13 protein-coding genes and 3 pseudogenes are annotated in these 17,581 nt (G+C 62.1%); 7 read left to right on the top strand and 9 right to left on the bottom strand.

All coding sequences use genetic code 11. From position 1 onward, the window contains the following. The 5 genes from P8R42_17015 to P8R42_16995 all read right to left on the bottom strand — a co-directional run. Positions 1-171: transposase (locus tag P8R42_17015; GenBank protein MDG2306313.1), on the bottom strand; the 171-nt coding region annotated here is incomplete at its 3' end. A 306-nt stretch (positions 172-477) separates the two neighbouring features. Next, complete coding sequence (locus tag P8R42_17010) at positions 478-1,734, bottom strand: mechanosensitive ion channel (GenBank protein MDG2306312.1); 1,257 nt, start codon at positions 1,732-1,734, stop codon at positions 478-480. After that, the gene (locus P8R42_17005; GenBank protein MDG2306311.1) at positions 1,735-3,021 is read right to left on the bottom strand and encodes an ABC transporter substrate-binding protein; all 1,287 of its coding nucleotides are present in this window, start codon (positions 3,019-3,021) and stop codon (positions 1,735-1,737) included. Between the two features lie 267 nt (positions 3,022-3,288). Next, positions 3,289-4,134: an alpha/beta hydrolase gene (locus tag P8R42_17000; protein MDG2306310.1), complete on the bottom strand. Its 846-nt coding sequence runs from the start codon at positions 4,132-4,134 to the stop codon at positions 3,289-3,291. Between the two features lie 93 nt (positions 4,135-4,227). Then, positions 4,228-4,380 carry a hypothetical protein gene (locus tag P8R42_16995; GenBank protein ID MDG2306309.1) on the bottom strand — a complete coding sequence of 51 codons (153 nt, stop codon included), beginning with the start codon at positions 4,378-4,380 and terminating at the stop codon, positions 4,228-4,230. Between the two features lie 662 nt (positions 4,381-5,042). On the opposite strand from P8R42_16995, the gene P8R42_16990 reads away from it, so the two are divergent. Beyond that, entirely contained in the window at positions 5,043-7,820 is a 2,778-nt protein-coding gene (locus tag P8R42_16990; protein MDG2306308.1) for a sigma 54-interacting transcriptional regulator, read from the top strand. Between the two features lie 176 nt (positions 7,821-7,996). Here the strand turns inward: P8R42_16990 and P8R42_16985 are convergent, their stop codons facing one another. Further along, a complete protein-coding gene (locus P8R42_16985; protein MDG2306307.1) occupies positions 7,997-10,927 on the bottom strand; it encodes a hypothetical protein in 2,931 nt (976 codons plus the stop codon). A 502-nt stretch (positions 10,928-11,429) separates the two neighbouring features. Further along, positions 11,430-11,720, bottom strand: a pseudogene (locus P8R42_16980) (ATP-binding protein). A 7-nt stretch (positions 11,721-11,727) separates the two neighbouring features. Here P8R42_16980 and P8R42_16975 point away from each other — a divergent pair. Both P8R42_16975 and P8R42_16970 read left to right on the top strand, forming a co-directional pair. Beyond that, positions 11,728-12,363 (top strand): annotated as a pseudogene (locus P8R42_16975) (vanadium-dependent haloperoxidase). A 641-nt stretch (positions 12,364-13,004) separates the two neighbouring features. Further along, positions 13,005-13,916, top strand: a complete 912-nt coding sequence (locus P8R42_16970; protein ID MDG2306306.1) for a hypothetical protein — start codon at positions 13,005-13,007, stop codon at positions 13,914-13,916. 15 nt (positions 13,917-13,931) lie between these two features. Here P8R42_16970 and P8R42_16965 read toward each other — a convergent pair whose 3' ends face one another. Continuing rightward, entirely contained in the window at positions 13,932-14,117 is a 186-nt protein-coding gene (locus P8R42_16965) for a hypothetical protein (GenBank protein ID MDG2306305.1), read from the bottom strand. Positions 14,118-14,121: 4 nt separating this feature from the next. Here P8R42_16965 and P8R42_16960 point away from each other — a divergent pair. The 4 genes and pseudogenes from P8R42_16960 (at position 14,122) to P8R42_16945 (ending at position 16,496) form a co-directional block, all read left to right on the top strand. Next, positions 14,122-14,409: pseudogene (locus P8R42_16960) on the top strand (DDE-type integrase/transposase/recombinase). A 90-nt stretch (positions 14,410-14,499) separates the two neighbouring features. Then, positions 14,500-15,207, top strand: a complete 708-nt coding sequence (locus P8R42_16955) for a hypothetical protein (protein ID MDG2306304.1) — start codon at positions 14,500-14,502, stop codon at positions 15,205-15,207. A gap of 282 nt (positions 15,208-15,489) precedes the next feature. Further along, entirely contained in the window at positions 15,490-15,804 is a 315-nt protein-coding gene (locus tag P8R42_16950; protein ID MDG2306303.1) for a hypothetical protein, read from the top strand. 500 nt (positions 15,805-16,304) lie between these two features. Next, positions 16,305-16,496 carry a hypothetical protein gene (locus P8R42_16945; GenBank protein MDG2306302.1) on the top strand — a complete coding sequence of 64 codons (192 nt, stop codon included), beginning with the start codon at positions 16,305-16,307 and terminating at the stop codon, positions 16,494-16,496. Positions 16,497-16,926: 430 nt separating this feature from the next. Here P8R42_16945 and P8R42_16940 read toward each other — a convergent pair. Continuing rightward, a partial coding sequence (locus tag P8R42_16940) for a hypothetical protein (GenBank protein ID MDG2306301.1) occupies positions 16,927-17,581 on the bottom strand: 655 nt, incomplete at its 5' end.

Raw genomic sequence — 17,581 nt, 5'->3', positions numbered from 1 at the left:
GCGGTAGTAGAGATTCGGAGCCAGGCCCTCTCGGCGACACAGAGCCGCAATGCTCTCCTCGCCGCGCAGTCCTTCGAGGACGATCCGAATCTTCTCTTCCGCCGAAAAACGGCGTCTCGTCTTGCGCTGAATGTCGCGGACGACCTTCTCCGCACTCTCTGCCTTACCCATCAGGTGCTCCTTCCGGTTGGGCCGGAAGTGTCTCCTATTTCAAACCCCCAACTGGTCCAACTTCAGCTGAACCCGAACACCCGGTGGCGGCCTCACTACAATGAGGTCCGGCCGCACTCGAGCCTGGACGACCTGACCCCGATGGAGTTCAAGAAGACGACAACCCAAACGGCAGGGGCAATTTCTCAATGATCGATTGGGCCGAAGAATTCGGGCAGGTCACGGCGGGCGGTGTTTGTATTCCGGGCCGGTCGGCGACGCTGTCCCTCAGGTCACGACAGGAGCGCAAAAGGGGTACCGAGCCGTTCACCTCTTCGACGGGCCTGCCTGAGGACCCTGGGGATGGCCGAAAAGAGTGTATTGCACCTGTTGGGGGAACGGGATCTCGATGGCGTTCTCGTCGAATGCCTTCCAGACGGCCTCGGCGACGTTGCTGTAGACCAGGATATTGCGCATTGGGTCTTCGATGAAGAATCGAAGGGAGTAGATGACGGCCGAGTCTCCGTATTTCAAGAGCAGGGCCTTGGGGCCGGGTGTTTCCAAGACCTCGGGAACGTTGCGTGCAGTCTCTTCGAGCAGGGCGAGAACGATTGACGGGTCATGTCGGTAGGCTGCGGAGACCTGGAGTTCGGAGCGCCGAGTTCGGTCGGTTCCGGTGTAGGTCGTCGTTTGGCTCGAGAAGAAGATCTGGTTTGGAACCAACAGTTCGGCGTTGTCGCGACTGCGCCACAGGAGAGCCGCGCGCAGCCCGAGGCTGCGAACCTCGCAGGGGTCGCCCTCGATGAACAGAATGTCGCCGGGGCGCACCGATCCCTCCAGCAGAAGCCAGAGGCCGCTCACGAAGTTCGAGAAGACTTCCTTCACGCCAAAGCCCAGCCCCAGCGATAGCCCGCCGGTCACGGCCAAGACACCGGTGGGGTTTACGCCCAGGTCGGAGACGACCCAGAGAAGGACGACGCTAATCAGGCAATAGCGGGTCAAGAGTTCGACGCCGCGATGAGAGCCCGTTTCCAGTGCGAAGGCTTTTTGGAGCACCCAGGCGAGGCCGATGGCGACGGGCCGCGATCCAATCAGAACAAAGTAGACGGCGACCAGAAAAGTGAAGATCTGTCCTAGGTTGAGTGATGCGCCGAAAACTTCGGTGATCGGAATGATGGCGAGTTCCTGCAGGCTATCGAGATGCTGGATCAGCGCCAGGACGGCCGTCATGTAAAAGAGGGGTCGGAGGATTCCAGCGTCCAGTCGTTGCAACTCCCGCGCGCTGAGGCGACGCGCGAGAAGAACGGTAAGCAGTCGCAGGACGTACCAGACGATGCAGAACTCGAGGAAGAAGAGGCTGAGCCCATAGGGTTGCTCGGTGAGGGCGAGCAGGGCGGTGAGCGCGGCGATGACGACGAGCACGGCGCTCAGGGTGAGGATGCGCAGCGGGGTGCGCGGACGAAAGCGCCGGAGACACAGTCTTCCTCCGACAATGGGAACGAAGACGACCAGAATCTGTAAGACCACCGGCCCGCGCTCGAGGTAGCCGAGCCAGCCTCGAATCTCGTGAAGAAGTTGATCCATCTAGTGGCTCTGTTTCCGTTGCGGGTCTGCGAGCTTCAGGAGTTTTTCTAGGGCCTGCTCGGGCTGCAGGTCGCCGTACAGAAGTCCGACCATGGTTTTGTCGGACTGCTCTTGGAGTTCCACGTCACCCAGGTAGGTCAGAAGATCTGCGCTCATGGCGGGTGAGTCGAGATGGGACCTTTCCATCGTCCGCAGGAAGTTGGAGCGATTGACAGGGATGACGACCTTCCGGTTGACCGGGATCAGTTCGTCGGAATTCAGCGAGATTCGGAATTGAGCGAGTGGGTTGAGAGAGAAGGAGGCCAGCGCCGTAGCGATGTGTTCCTGGTTCGCGCTCGAATTTGTCCCGAGGGCCCAGACGCGCATGTCGCTGAGCGGGGACGCCCTGCCTCCCCGGCCGCGGGGCAGAAGAGCTACCCCGAAGTCTTTGCCCAGCTCTTTCTCGAATTTTCCGACGAAGGGGCTCCGGCACGCGATCCAGGCGAGTTTCCCACTAGCGAAATCGTCCATCATTCGCTGGGTGTCCATGTAGAAATACATTCCGGCGTGGGTGTTGGCGCGCTGGAGCCAGCGCAACCAATGGAGCAGTTGCTCTCTGGCGGCGGCATCGACTCGTTGACTGCGGACGATCTTGGCGTAGCTCTCTTGTGCTCCGAGACTTCCGAGTGTCCAATACAGAGCGGATACGTCCAGTGGAAGACCGATCCCCAACGTCGTGTCGCTGACCTTCAGTAGGTCATCGAGGGTGGTTGGCGATTGCTTTATCTGGGTTTTGTTGAAGCAGGCCAACTGCGGTTCGAAGACAAAGGGAAGTGCCGTGTAGGCGTTTGTTCCCTCCTGAAGCGGCTGGAGAGCCGCCGGCTGGATTTCGTCGATGGTCTGGGCTTTGGGCTCGAAGGGGCGAGTCAGGCCGCTACGGCGAAGGGTTCGTGCGGTCTCGGCGTTGATGAGGAAAAGGTCGGGCCCTTGCCCGCTGCGGTCGCGTACCTTCATCTCCTCCGAGAGTTCCCCTTCGGGATAGAATTGCAGTTGGAAGCTCACTTCGGGGTGTTCGCGCTGAAAGGCCTGCAGAGAAATGTTGGCTCGCTTGCGTTTACTCGCAATGATCTCCTCGTTGAGAGACTGATTGTCGGCCAGGCCGATAGAGATATAGAGTGTTCCCTCGAGACCTTTGTGGCCCGAGTCGCAACTGGCGAGCGTCATCGTGACCAGCGCGGCAATGGTTCGCCGCAGCCGGCGGATCGCGGGCGACGGAGAGCTCCTGCTGGTTTGCCAGAGTGAGATCATTTTTCTCTTTCGCCGGAAAAACGCGCAGCCGCTTTGCGGCCAGGCCGCGCACGCCCCGGGCATGACAACGCGCCTCTTCTGGGCCCCACAGTCTTCAGGATCCGCGCCCGGAGGGGGGCGAAGAGTCCTTTCCTGCTGCACGGAGCTGCACATCGAGTCTGTGATTTCTGCACTTCGTCTGAATAGTTCCTCGAACGGCGTCGACAGGCCACGAGTCGCAACCGCGGGCGTTCGTCTCTGGCAACATCGGCAGGGAGCTTACCGCTGCTAGTCGCCGAGGAAGTCGATCACGCACTGGTTGAACTTTTCGGGGTTCTCCCAAAACATGAAGTGGTATCCACCTTCTTCTTCTTCGAATTCGATGAGTTTGGAGCCCTTGATGTTGCGGTGGATCCATCGCTGGGACGCGGTTGGAACGAGACTGGCCTTTCCCGCGATGATCAGGGCGGGGATATCGATCCTGGGTACGAGGTCACGCCAGTCATCGGTGGAAGCGCTTTGCAAGAGGGCGGAGGCGGCAGGCCGGGGGAGCAGAAGGTTTTGCTCTACGATGAAGCGCCGATCTTCTTTCGAGACCCTTGAACTGAGCATGCCTTCCACGAAGTCTGCCGCAAAGGCCTCGGCATCTGCTCCTTCGAGTGCATCGCAGTTGCGCGCCATCTCGTCGGGTTCAGCCAGACACCCCGCTTGCGCTCGTTTTTCCGCGGACCAGGCCGGCCGTGCCATCAGAGTCAGGGGTTCTTCTGCGATGATCATCTTGGTGAATCGATCCCGACCGAAGAGCTCCCAGTGGCTCCAGAACACTGCGTTCCCCATGGAGTGGCCGAGGACGTGCACCGCGTCGAGACCGAGCTGTTCGAGAACTTCGTGGACATCCATCGCCAGCCGGGAGAGTCGGTAGCCCGAGGGTGCATTTTCGGATTCGCCGTGGCCTCGCAAGTCGAGGGCGAGTACCCGGTAGTGCGATGCGAGACCCTCGAGCTGGGGGCGGAAGAGCGCGGCAGTCTGCGACCAGCCGTGCACCAGCAAGAGTGCGGGGCCTGTTCCGGACTCGAGAAGGTTCAGTTCCACTCCATCGGAGGTTTTGATCCTCCGCTTTTGCACCGGACTCATCCTGGGCACTCCTGTTTTCGAACGATGGGCGAAGCAGGAGCAATGAGCCCGAGCTTCGAGCGAGGCGGGCTCGTGAGGCGCTGGTCCGCGGCCTCAGGCGCCGGAGAGGTAGAGTCGGTACACGCCTGCAGGCCAGAAGAGGGCGTTCATCAAGGCCGAGACGAAGGGTATTTCTTCTCCGATCAAAAAGATCAGGAAAAAAATAACAATTCCGCCGGTATAGAGCTGCCAAATCAATCGGATCATTCCACGGTCCTCCACGAGGTGAGATCTGCGCTCTGGTTTAGATCACGACGGCCGATGGTAGAAAACAACAGCGCCCCTCAGGGTTCATGATCCAAGGGCGGGGGACGGGCCTCCTGTCTCCAATTGTCCAGCCTCGGCCGGCCGGGTGCCGCCGAACGGGAGCAAATGGAGGAGAGGGGAAAAGGGGCGCCGCAGAGTTGGCGGCTTCCATGGTTTGGGGCGGGTCGTTCCGGGGACATCGGGTTGCCCGGGCCCGGGCGCGTGCGTCCTGCCTGGGAAGGTTAAGGTTTCTCGTATGAGGCCGAAACCCGCTTCTCGTGGCACGCCCCGCCCCTTGTATCGGCGATGTAGCGAGGAGCTTGCTCCTGTTCGGAAGCGACGGCTCGAGCACCCAGGCTATCGGCGAATCGGGGACGAGGGCGGCGGGTGTGTGCTCAGCGGATTGATCCCTGAGGCCGAGAATTGCGCGAAAGCGCTCTTCCGTTGTTCCGGGAGCGGGGGGGGGGGGGCGCGAGTGCTGGGCGTCAAGCCTCTTCTCTCGCGTGCCTTGGGGTGCGATCGCTCGGCAGCGGGACATGGCCGTGGTCGTAGGGCATGTCCCGCTTGGCTCGCCTTCGCCTCTGCGGTAGTTCCCAGGGCTCGTGGGACGAGAATTGGCTTCAATGGTTGAGGCGACCGGAACGACGGGGCCGGATCGCGCTTCGCGCGCCCGGCAGCGGCGATTGGTGGGGCTCGGTTTGTTGGCGAGCGCGCTCGCCCTGGCGCTCGGAATTTTCGCACTGGCCGAGGCGTATGGAAAGCGATGGTCGGGGCTGGCTCTCTTCGCCACCGGGGATGTCGGGCCGCGCGTCCTTGCCTCTCCCGAAGCCTATCCGCGCTTGCGCGAGGTCGTACCCGGTACGCGCCTGGTGGAAGTCGCAGGCCACCCTCTAAGCAAGGCCGATGACATCTTCTCCATACTGGGTGAGTTTCGGCCCGGCACGGAGGTGGAGCACGTCTTTCGCACGCGTGATGGCCGGATCCTGCGGGTGCCGCTGGTCGTCTCCGACTTCGGTATCGAAGACATCCTCGGGATCTATCTGCCCGTCTCGCTGGCGGGGATCCTTTTCCTTCTGGGAGGGGCGATCCCATCTCTTGCCCAGCCGGACATCGCGACCGCTCGTGTTCTGGCCGCCACGGTCATCGGGCTTGCCGGGAACTTCGCGTTCTTGCTCCCGGACTATTTCCTGGGGCACGCGTATTCCCCGTTCTCGTTCCTTTTCGCTGCGGTCGGCTTGCCCGCCTTCCTGCATTTCGCCCTGCAGTTTCCGCGAGAGAGGTGGCCGCTCACGCGCTGGCCCCGTGGGGCACTCGTCGCCATCTACGGTGTCTCGACCCTCTTCTGGGTGGTCTTCGGCTACGCCTTCGAAACCAGGGCGACCTTTCTCTTCGATCTCGAGGGTATCGAGGTCGTTTTTATTCTTCTTTGCCTCTTCACCCTTTTGGCCAATCTCATCACGGCCGCCTGGCAGCACGAAGACCTGGCGGCCCGCAATGTTGCACGCCTCGTTCTTCCCAGCACGGGTCTTTTCCTCATCGGTTCGGTCAGCCTCGCCGGTACGACCTGGGGCTTGGTCGAGATCTACCTCCCGCCGGGGCTCTTCCTTCTCCCGATATCTTTTCTCGCCGTCGCGCTCGCTTACGGGATGGTGGGCTACGACCTCTTCGAACTCGACCGGGACGCTCGACACCTGCTCGCTCGGGGCGGTCTCTTGATGGGGGCGCTCGCACTCCTTTTCATTTTGCTCGTCGTCCTCCAGCTTTGGGTGAGACCCAGCCTGGCCTGGGCCGTGGCCGGTGGGATCACCTTGCTCACCACCAGCGCGGTGCCGATCGTCACGAGCTTCTACTCGCGCGTCGACCAGGCGGTCGAGGAGGCTCTGTTCCCGCAGGAGAAGAGAACCCGGGAATCGCTGCGCTCTATTACTTCGGAAGTCGGCCGGCTTCGGGACAGCGAAGCACTGGTGGCCTTCCTGCGCCGCGACGTCGGTCTGCTGCTCGACGACGCGCCTCTCTGCCTCGTGCGCGGGGGAGCCGACGGCACCCTCGAGGAGGTTGATCCATTGCCCGGTCGGCTGCGAATCGACCTGGAACCGGGTGACCCGCTCCACGCAGCCCTCTGCGACGTCGGTGGAATCGAAGCGGGTCACCCTCGTTCCCCGGCGGCCGCAGACCGGGCGAGCCATTTGGGCGCCGAAGTCGTCGTACCTGTGGGTGTTCCGGGAGGTGTGGTTGGCGGACTCCTGGTCGGTCGTCGTTCAGACGGAAGATCGCATCATCCCGACGACGTCCAACTCCTGTACGATCTCGGCGGGACCGTCGGGATCGCAGTGGAGAACGCGTGGCGTATGGACCAGGTTCAGGCGCTGCAGCAGCGGCTCGAAGGAGAGAACCTCTACCTGCGAGCGGAGGTGGACCAGGACTTCGCCGACTCGGAGATGATCGGGCGGAGTGAAGGTGTGCGCGGCGCCCTCTCTCAACTCCGTCGGGTCGCAGACACCGATTCGTCGGTGCTCATCATCGGGGAGACTGGAACGGGAAAGGAGCTTGCGGTCCGAACGCTTCACGGGGCCAGCCGACGGTCCGACCGGGTCCTGGTCAAACTCGCATGTGCGGCACTCCCCGAAGCGCTTCTCGAAAGCGAGCTCTTCGGCCATGAGCGAGGCGCCTTCACCGGAGCCGACCGTGCTCGCGAGGGGCGTTTCGAAATCGCGGACGGCGGAACCCTCTTCTTCGACGACGTGGATACTCTGAGCCTCGGGGTTCAAGCGAAGCTCCTGCGGGCCCTTCAGGAGGGGGAAGTCCAGCGTCTCGGCAGCAACCGAGTTCGCAAGGTCGATGTTCGGGTCGTGGCGGCTACCAATTGCGATCTCGAACAAGAGGTGAGGGCGGGCCGCTTCCGGGCGGACCTTTTCTACCGAATCGCGGTGGTGCCGATCCGCCTCCCTCCGTTGCGCGAGCGACTCGACGATCTCGAACCTCTGGTCGCGCACCTCGCGAGCACTCTGGGTCGGCGAACTGGGCGCGAGATCACCGAGGTCAGTGCCGGCGCACTGGCCGAGATGCGAAGGCATGCTTGGCCGGGCAACATCCGTGAACTGCGCAATGTCGTAGAGCGGGCTCTCGTGCTCGAAAGCGGTCCGGTCTTGCGGCTGAGTGGGCCCTTGTCGGCGGGCATTCCCGGGTCGGACGGGGAACGCCCGTCCAATCTCGAATCCCTGGCCGGCAGCGTCCTCGGAGACGAGTCGATGGCGGATCTGCTGACCGCCTACAAGCGGGCACTGATTGAAGAAGCCTTGCGGCGAAGCGATGGGAACCAGCGCAAGGCAGCCGAGGTCCTGGGCATCCATCGCCCGAGTCTGACCCGCATGGTCCGCGACCTGGGCTTGCGCAAGTCCTGATCGCGACTGGGGCTCCGACAAGGGTAGACGCGCGCCTCCCGGGGGAGAGGCGCGCGCCCATTTGCCGGCGTCGGGCGCAGGGCAGGCAGGCAGCCGGGAGCCGCCTGCTGCTCTGCGCCCGCACCGACACGGAGGACGGTTCGTCCGCGCGACCCGTCCTTCACTTTCGCGTGGAATCAGAACTCGGTCTCCGCGGGCGAGACGAGTGCACTGATGAGTTCGCCCGATGCATCCATCAAGCACGCATGCATCGAGGCGACGGTATTCACCCCCACGCAACCGTCGGGAAGTCCGCGGGCTTCGAGGGCGACTGCGTTGGCATCCGTGCAGGACCGGCTGATCTTGCGCAGGGCCTTGGTGCCCTGTTTTGCGATCAGGGCCTCGACCTCCGCATTCGGACAATTCGTCTCTTTGTCCTTGTCGATTTTCCGCTCGCACTTCGAGATGGCTTTGAGGCCGATCTTCAGGACCCTACCGTAGGCCTTTCCGAGAGACTCCTCGCAAGAACCGTCGGACGTCGCGGTTGTAGTCCCGCTCGCACCGAAGTACCCGGCGAGAGCTTCCTCGGCCGAGTCATCGACTTGCGACACCAGGCAGGTTTCGAGATCTTCGACGTTGGCTACGCCCCGACACAGGCCGTCCCAGGAATCCGAAAGACCGGCGACGAGACCGTCGCTGCACTTCTTGGAAAGATCGATCCGACTCTCGGCTTTCGCGATTGAGGCCGTAGCGACCGAATCTGGACACGTCCCCCCTCCTTCGAGCTCCCGCACCCGACAGCCCAGCCCGATCTTCGTTGCGTCGGTCATGTACTTGTCGCGTGCTTTGTCGAAGGAGGCCCGACAGCTGGTCACATCTTTGCTGGCGTGGCCCAGGCTCCAGAGTCCACCGGCCGTGCCGACCACGAGTTCGTCCCAGAGCAGGGCGTGGACGTCTTCGAAGGGCGCGGGCGAGATCAGGGTCGAGACGTAGCCCGAACCGCATTCCCTGATCCGGAAGATCTGGTCGCCGGTGGCACCGTAGAACTCTTCGGCGCAAGGACTGGTTGGAGATGGATTGTAGGTCACCGCCCGCCAGGGCGACGCCGTGGGCAACCCCAGAGAGCCCGAGATGTCGGTCCACGTCCAGACTCCGCTCGAGAGTTCTCCCCGAAAGAGGCCGGCGGAGGAGGCAACGTAGATTGGGGAAGTCGTGGGCCCACCCAGGTCGTAGACGATCGCGGAATCGATCGCAGTGCCCGTGGAGACCGCGTAGAAAGTGCCCGTGCCGCAGCCCGCCAAGCTACCGCCCTTGTAATAGAGTCCCCGGTGGTTTGGGTCGGAATCGTCATCTTTGCCCACCCCGATCCACAACTTGGTGTTGGTCACCTGGAGAGCGTTGACCTTCATCGGGTCTGCGAGAGCCACCCAGGAAGGGTCGATGGACCACGTCGCGCCGTTGTCGGTGGAACAGGCGACACCGCCGCCCACCCGGCCGGTGTCCCAGTCACCGAAGCCGAAGTACATGTCATCGAGCGAACTGGGGTCCTCGACGATGTCGCGGACCTCGATGCGGTCGGGGTCTTCGTAGTAGCCCACGGCGTCTACGAGTGGATCGAATACGCGGGTGTAGCTGAGCGCGAAGCGTCCCTGCGTGGTCGACCGGTACACGCGACCCGAGTTGTTGCCCGCGAAGACGTTTTCCATCGTCGCGCCGTCACCGTCGTAGTCTTGCAGTCGTGTCGCGCTGATCGGCGCGCCGTCGTCTTGTGGATAGATGGGAAACCTCCATGAAGGGAAGGCCCCGGAGTGACTCACGAAATCGTTCGAAATGCCGATGCCGGCCTTGCCGCCGAAGATGAACGTCTCCTTGGTCGAACTCGTGTCCATGATCTGGTGCATGTCCTGAACCAGAACTGCCATCACCCCGAGATTTGCCGCCAATTCCCCGTTGGCCGCCCAAGTCCCCGCAGTGATCGTGTATTCACCGACGAACCAGTCGCTGGCGTACAGAACCCTATCCGTATTGTTGGGATCTACGACCATGGTTCCGTCGTTCGGGTGAATGTCGCCGCGCAGGCGTGCGTACGTCGGAAGTGTCGTGAAGGTGAGGCCCAGGTCGTTGGAAACCGCCGACGCGGCATAGATGCGTGCATGCGCCAAGTCGAAGGCCATGTGCTGGAAATAGTGGCGTGGTGAAGTAATCGTTGACCACGCCGATCCCCCCGACGTGCCACGGTAGACACTCTCGCTCGGAGAGTCGCCGGTGACGAAGAGGAGGGGCGCATTTGCGATCGTTGTGTCGGGATAGACGAAGACCCGTTCGAAGACCCCGCCGCTGCCACCGACCGTAATGGCCGCTCCGGTTGTGTAGCTCAGACTTGAACTCGAGTAGGTGAGAGGTAGGAGTTCGGGCGTGCCTGCGACGTCGACCACGACCCAGAGGCTCGGATCGGTCGTGTGGTCGACGTGGGCGGCGATGGAGACGATCCGGTTTCCGGCGCTCGGCGTGGCCAGGAGCGTCCAGTTCGTGCCACCGTCGATCGTGCGATAGAGCGCCCCAGAAGCGGTGCCCAGGTAGGTGCCGGTCGAATGGCCGAGAAGCGTCGTGCCGTACTCGCCCACAAGGGTGGTGCCGCCGGTCGAAGGCGCCCAGGCCGATGGCGACCACGAGGGACTGTAGGCGGCTGATGGGTTGGTGAAGACCCGGCCGTCGTAGAGCAGGGCGTACACGATGTCGGTCGCGGAGCCTCCCGTAGTTCGGTCCGCCTCGACCTCCTGGATCTCGCCGGGCCGCCCGAAGAAGATCGGGGTCCAACGCGTTACGGCGCCGTTGAGGAGAACTCCCGCCCCGTCTCCCTCGACCGCCGCGATCACTCGCGTGTCTCCATGGTAGTCGGTGAAGGCATCGAGGTCGGTGGCGCGGCCGCCGAAGATGCCAAGATCGACCCGAACGACGGCGCCGCTTGCCAGGCCGGGTTGGGCAGCCAGTCCGACAAGTATGGTGGGAAGCAACAGGAGCAGGCGCAGGAGTGCCCCGCCGTCGTAACGACGGCGGCCGCGGTACTTTGCCGGCAGCGAGTTGGCGGCGCTGGCGCGCCCTGATTTCTTTACGTGATTCGAATCCATGGTTTCGTTCCCTTTCCCGGTGCGGCCGGAGCCTCTTCGGTGCGGAAGGAACTCGGCGGGCGCTTTATGTGGGGCAGTGGATATCCAAAGAGCGAGCCAACGTTAAAGTATTTGATTTAACTCAGCTTTTATGAGGCCCGAGAGGCTCGCGGTAGCGTCGAGTTACCGGGGGGCCGCAGTCTGGCAACATCCAGATGCCGTCTGTGGGCCTGGCCAGCGGGTGCGGATTGGCGCGGTTCGGGCTGCAGGCGGGTGGCGTGCCTTGGGGGGGCATGCGGGAGTTCCTCCTGGCGAGCGTCTGTGGCTACACTCTCGGCTGCAATTCCGGGCCGGCCGCGCAGGGCACCCAAAGCGAGGACGCGGCAGTCCTACTGCGATCGGGTCAGGTCGTCGGCGCGACCACGGCCCCGTCGGCCAGCACTGTCCAAGAGTGTTCCCAACGCCGAGTTTTTGACCCATTCGGCAATCAGAAACGGACCCACTCCCAGCTCGTAGATTCGATCTAGGATTCGGTCTTCGCCTTGTTCTTCGTCCGGTAAGAGTCTCCTTTCGTCGTCAGGATGTCGGCGTGGTGCCCGAGTCGGTCGAGCAGCGCCGTCGTCATCTTCTCGTCGCCATAGACTTGGACCCACTCGCTGAAAGCGAGATTCGTGGTCAGGATCGTCGACCGGCGCTCGTACCGAGCCGCGAGTAGGTTGAAGAGGGGCTCGCCGCCCTGGCGGTCAAACGGCACGAAGCCCAGTTCGTCGACGATCAAGAGATCGACGCCCAGGGCGGTAGCGAGCATGGTCTTCCCCGTCCTGGGCGGTGCGATGCACGCCGCCGCGGTCTCCGCTTGGGGGATGAAGGGCTGGTACGACTACATTCGCCCGATTTCTGCGATTTGAATGCTTGCGGATCTCGGCCAGCGTACCGACCCGGGGGAAGCATCGTATCACCCCGACGGTATCGAGCTGGTTCCTGGGCGCGTCGAACTCGTGACGGCTCTGAGCACGGCGCCGGGCCAGCGCCATGCGCATCTCGGAACGGCGAGCATCGGCAAGATTGCGGCAAAGGCCTGGCGCGCTCCAAGCTACATATCCGATCCCGAAACGACGATCGCTGGTGTCGGGTGGATCCTCGTCGAGGACTGGTGGCCGTACCAAAGGTCGAGCTTCGTGACCCCGCCCTTCGCTGGCTACGTCTCGGGGCACAGTACGTTCAGTCGTGCTGCAGCGCAGGTGCTCACCTCCTTTACCGGCGATGCATTCTTCCCGGGCGGCTTCGGTCAGTTCCTCGCACCCGCGGACGAGTTCCTCGTCTTCGAAGACGGACCCAGCGTCGACGTGACGCTCCGTTGGGCCACGTACTTCGATGCCGCGGACGAGTGTAGTCTCTCGAGAATCTACGGCGGCATCCATCCGCGCGCCGACGACATTCCTGGCCGCCTGGCAGGAGCCACGATTGGTCAAGATGCCTTCGAACAGGTGAAGCTCCTCTACGCTCCCTCGTACGAGCAGATCGACGGAGAGATTCAAATTCGGCGTGCGAAGATCGTAACCAAGCAGCCGGCCTCTGGCCGGATCAACATCCGCGGGACGCTCTTCACGGGACTGAGCGGTTCCGAAGACGTCCTCAACCTTTTCACCGGGCTTCGTCTGAACATTTCGGACGGACTCCTGGTCGATGAGTCGTACGATTTCTCGCCCGACAAGTGCGACATGCGCTCGAACGGAGGAATCGTCTGCACCTCGGACGATCGCGCGACCAAGGTGATCTTCAAGCCCGCGCGGGTCAGCGGCGAGCGCGCGTTTAAAATCGTAATGCAGGACAGGGCTCTGCCCACCACGGTCGTCGGGCCGATTGATCTCTTCATGGGCGACGCACTTGCGGAACGAAACGGCACGGCCGCCACCTGCGCAGGCAAGACGACAAAGGTCATTTGCAGAGAGTAGTAGACGGACTCGCGCTCTTACGCATTAGACTCTCCTTCCCTTTGGTCGGGGAGTGTCTCTTATTTCATCGACCTATTTGGTCCAACCGTCTCTGAACCCGAACACATGCTAGACAAGTGATTTGCCCCGAAGTAGAAAACGGCGTGTTCGTTGATCCAGTCCGGCGAAAGTCCACGCTTGCCGCGCTGGCGCTGGCGGCCATCACTTGCCAAGCGCCCACCACCGACCCTAACGCGGCTCCCGACGCCGGACCGGCCGCCACCCAAGTACCGGTCGAGGCCGTCGACTTCGAGAAGCACGAGCGCCAGGTGTTCTCTCAGTTTGGGGAAGACGGCGTGATCGAGAAGATCTTCGAGATCATTGAGCCCACCGAGAAGTACGCCGTCGAGTTCGGGGCACACAACGGCGTGGCCGCCAGTAACGTTCGCAACCTCATTGTGAACCACGGCTGGGGCAGCTTCCAGATCGAGGGATCGGAGCCGCTGGCCCGACAGCTCCGAAAGAACTACCTCGACTATCCGAAGGTGAAGACGCAGCAGGCCTGGGTGTGGCCGGGGAACGTCGAGATTCTATTCGAGGAAGCCGGCGTACCGAAAGACCTCGACCTGCTCGTCATCGACATCGACAGCAACGACTACTACGTGTGGCGCGCCCTCCACGACTTCCGGCCGAAGGTCGTCATGGTCGAGATCAACGCCGGCTTCCCTCCTCCGCAGCTGATGGTGATCGACTTCCATCCCATGAACTACTGGGACGGACGGGACTACGCGGGGGCGAGTCTTCAGAGCTACCACGAGCTGGCGAAGCGCAAGGGCTACGAACTCGTCTACCACATGTCGAGTGGCGTGAACGCGTTGTTCGTGGACGCGAAGTACTATCCGCTGTTCGGCATCGAGGATAATTCGCCGACCAAGCTCTTCCGTCCGGCAACGGAATGGGCCGAGATGTTCGACACGTCGCCCCAAGGTCGAGACGGCGTGCCGTTCGACGAAGACAATCGCTATCTGACCTGGAAAGACCTCAAGATCGAGAAGAAATTCATTTTCACGCGATGACTGCCGGCGCCGCGATCACCCGCCGCCCGCGAGATCGTAGACGATCGGGTTGTGGTCGAAGCGGACGGCCGACGAGAGGGCCGGCACGCCGTCGGTGGGCCCGGGCCTGAAGCACTCGGCGCGCAGGCGATCGCTCAGCGTGTGGTCGATGTAGAACAGCCCGAGAGACGTCGGCATTGCGGTCGGCCCGATCTCCGACACGAACGAAAAGCAGGTGCCGGGCCATCATGTGCAAGTAGACGTTGCGTTTTTGACCCTGAAGAGGAAGCGGGGGAAGCCTGTGAGGCGCTTCCAATACACCGCGATCGACGACGCGACCCGTATTCGTACGCTCAAGGTCTACACCCGCCACACCCAGCAGAACGCGATCGCCTTCATGGACTACGTCGTCGAGAAGTTTCCGTTTCGCACCAACATGGTGCGCACCGACCGCGGACATGAGTTCCAGGCGCTGTTTCACTGGCACCTGGCGGATCGCGGAATTGAGCACGCTTAGATCAAGCTACGCAGCAACAAATCGAAGGTGTCTCACGCTACTTGACACATCACAGCTCCCGACGGCTTGCTCTCGAGAACCTCCGTCGTGACGCCCACCTCGGTCGGTGTGATCTCTAGTCGCAGCTTCACGACCTGCAACCCGAAGGGCTGGAGCCCCCGGGCTCCCCTGTGTGATTCGCACCGCTATGCGCACTTGGCGGGACTCTACTGGGATCTCATCGGCGATTACGTCGCGGATTTCTTCAAGGCCCATGACGCGGAGATTCGCGCTCACTGGACCGAGATCCACCGCATGTCCCTGGAACTCGTCGCCCATGCTGCGGCTTACGCACCTCGAGACGGGGCCACCTACTACGATGCAAACGAGATCAATACCCCCGACAAGCCCCATCCAGATCGTGGGCAGGCCGGACCGTCCGCAATCAGCGCGATCACGACGAGTGAGGTGCCCTCGGACCAAGACCTTGCGAACCTCCAGCAGGTCTGGGGCTACCTTCTGCACCTCACGACCTTCCAGCAAACTTGGGTCAATGACACACCGTACGACATAGGCGGCGAGGTCCGATTCGCGACTCTCGGGGTGTCTGGAGACCTCACCGATCCAGAGATCCTGAATGGACCGATCGAGAGGCAAGTCCGAGCCTACGATGCGCTCCAACACCCCTTATATAACCTACCTGCTCACGATGACCCGCCACGGCTACATCAAGCGAAACGAGGACAAACGACATGTCTCTCGACCTCCGCCAGCGGCTCGCCCGTCGCCAGGCCGAATTCAAGAATCTGGGCTTAGACATCCGATACATTCGCTCCCGGATCGACACCTAGCGCCGAGGTGCTCTCAGCTCAGAACCGGGCTTGGCGAGGTGGCATTTCCCGGCCCCGGTGGCTGTCGCCACGCGAAGAATCGTGACCGGCCGGTGCCCACGCGCCGGCCGGAATCAAATGGTCAAAGGACAAAGCGTCAAAGGATCAAGCCCACGAACTGCTACCGGCCCTCGCCGGAGCACCTCTTTTCCGTCGCGATGGAAAGTGAAACAATGAATGTGTCTCGAACTCTAAAGAGGAAAAATCAATGAATAGAAGTGCAATTTACGGACTCGCTCTGACCGGCCTCCTGGTCACCTCGCCGCTGGCTTTGGCCGAAGACGATGGCAACAACTTCGCAGAGGGAGGCCACGACATGAAGGACGGGGCCGAAAAGCTCTGGGATGGCACCAAGGACGGAGCCGAAGAAGGCTGGGACAAAACCAAGGACGGAGCCGAAAAAGGCTGGGACAAAACCAAGGACGGCACCAAAAAGGTTTTGGATGCGACCAAAAACGGGGCCAAGAAAGGCTGGGACGGGGTCAAGAGCGGCACGAAAGAGGGCTACGACGACGCCGATTGAGCCGAACGCATTCCGCGATTCGAGAGCTGCCGACCCGGTTAGGGTCGGCAGGCTCGGCTCCCGCGGGGGAACCAGCGTCGGCACGTTGTTCAGCCGGAAAATCGACTTCTCCTGATCTACTCCGGCATCGATGGCAGGCTGTAGTCGAGATGAATACCACCCGCAATCTGGGCGGGGGGGCCGCCTGGATGGAAATTCGATGGCGCACTGCAAGCATTGGCCCTGGGCTCACAACTTAGCCTGGAGGATTCATGACTCGGTTCATCGCAGTACTCACTCTCATCCTGAGCGCCATTACACCGCCGGCCTAGGCGCAATTCACCCGCAATAACTCGGTCATCGCCCACGGCTATGGCGAGTCGCGAGGGAGCCCCCGGAGCGCCAAGAACGAAGCGCTGGGTGAACTGGCCGCCGAGAAGGCCAGCATCGAGGCAACACTACCGACCGTTTTCACGATCAACTGGGGCGTCGCGCGCGGTCAAGAGGAAAGCACTCTGACCATGAAGATTTGGCACGCGACCCAAGTTGCCGTGCTCGTGGACAGCACCGGCGGCCGGTGCCGAGCCGAACTGCTCCGAATCATCTCAGCGCTCAAAGTCATCGAGCAGGACGCCAAGAAGGATCTCGATTGCCGCGGATGGGTGGGGAACATGACCGGAGCGATCAGGCAGAAGCGATCAGCGGTTGTCTGACTTCCAGCCCGCACGGCGACCACCTTGCGCAGGGGAAGATTCGATACTCGATTTGCCTGCCGAAGATTTGGTTGAACTTGCATGGCCATCATCAGTGATCTCAAGTTCATCAGCATCAATCTGTACGTCGTCAAAGACGTCGGGATCTTTCGGGTCTCTTAGTAATCAACCCCAAAAGTCCCGAAGTCTTAGACGACGTAGAGGCTCGCGTTGGACAGAGCCCATCGAAACATTCCGCCCCATACCAGTTGCCGACGACAGGAAACAGGAATCCCCCCGCTGCCTCGCCAGGCGACGCAGGATTTTGAATCCGGTTTCGACGGTGGCAGGCGGCGGAAACTCCATGTCTCCATCGAGGAGAGTCCTCGCCTCGGCGATCGTTTGTCCCCGCGGGCCGTCAGGGCCCGCGCTCCGCCCTCCCCGCGTGCCGTCAGTAGGTGAACGGGAAGAGCACATCCATCGAAGTATTGCCCCATGGGAAGCACGCGCTGGACGCCGCCGATGGAATTCGCGTGCCGTTTACTCCGCACGGAGGAGACGAGCAGGCGACATCGCCTTCTGTGCTAAACTCCGAGCAGTGATCAATCGTGAACGCTCCGTACGATGAGGTGCTGTACGGAAAGGCGTTGACTGGGAACGGGAATGGCTCTTCACCGATCCACTCGTAGTCGATCCCGGGAATCGCGCAGCAGTATCCACCCGGCTCGTCGTCCCCTTGGTAGGGCAGGTAGCCTTCGGGGCACGCACTGTAGGTCTGGACCGGAGGGCACCCCCGGCAATCGGCGGGCGGGGCAACCGGTTTTCGGGCTGCGCCCGATCCGATCTCGGGCTGGTTATAGCAATACCCACCGCAATATCCGTAGGGCGACAGGAACCCGGAACAAGCACCGTCCTCATTCAGATCCATCCCACCGAAAGTTTCTCCCCCGGTGCCAGGCAACGCGTAGTAGCATGTGTCCGGGCAAACGGCGGATGTGCCGTTGGAATTGGATTGGTTCATCGCCTGGAACTGGAGCGTCGTGGCGCCGAACGAGACTGGATTCTCGATTCCGCCCTGGCCGGGAGTAGTCTCGATCCTGAACATC

This window comes from Candidatus Binatia bacterium (genome assembly GCA_029243485.1).
Taxonomy (GTDB): domain Bacteria; phylum Desulfobacterota; class Binatia; order UBA12015; family UBA12015; genus VGTG01.
This window is presented reverse-complemented; position numbering and strand designations above follow the sequence as displayed.

Coding starts and splice junctions, on each gene's coding strand:
- P8R42_17010 (MDG2306312.1), bottom strand. CDS start 1,734: ATGGATCAACTTCTTCACGAGATTCGAGGCTGGCTCGGCTACCTCGAG.
- P8R42_17005 (MDG2306311.1), bottom strand. CDS start 3,021: ATGATCTCACTCTGGCAAACCAGCAGGAGCTCTCCGTCGCCCGCGATC.
- P8R42_17000 (MDG2306310.1), bottom strand. CDS start 4,134: ATGAGTCCGGTGCAAAAGCGGAGGATCAAAACCTCCGATGGAGTGGAA.
- P8R42_16995 (MDG2306309.1), bottom strand. CDS start 4,380: ATGATCCGATTGATTTGGCAGCTCTATACCGGCGGAATTGTTATTTTT.
- P8R42_16990 (MDG2306308.1), top strand. CDS start 5,043: ATGGTTGAGGCGACCGGAACGACGGGGCCGGATCGCGCTTCGCGCGCC.
- P8R42_16985 (MDG2306307.1), bottom strand. CDS start 10,927: ATGGATTCGAATCACGTAAAGAAATCAGGGCGCGCCAGCGCCGCCAAC.
- P8R42_16950 (MDG2306303.1), top strand. CDS start 15,490: ATGAATAGAAGTGCAATTTACGGACTCGCTCTGACCGGCCTCCTGGTC.
- P8R42_16945 (MDG2306302.1), top strand. CDS start 16,305: ATGAAGATTTGGCACGCGACCCAAGTTGCCGTGCTCGTGGACAGCACC.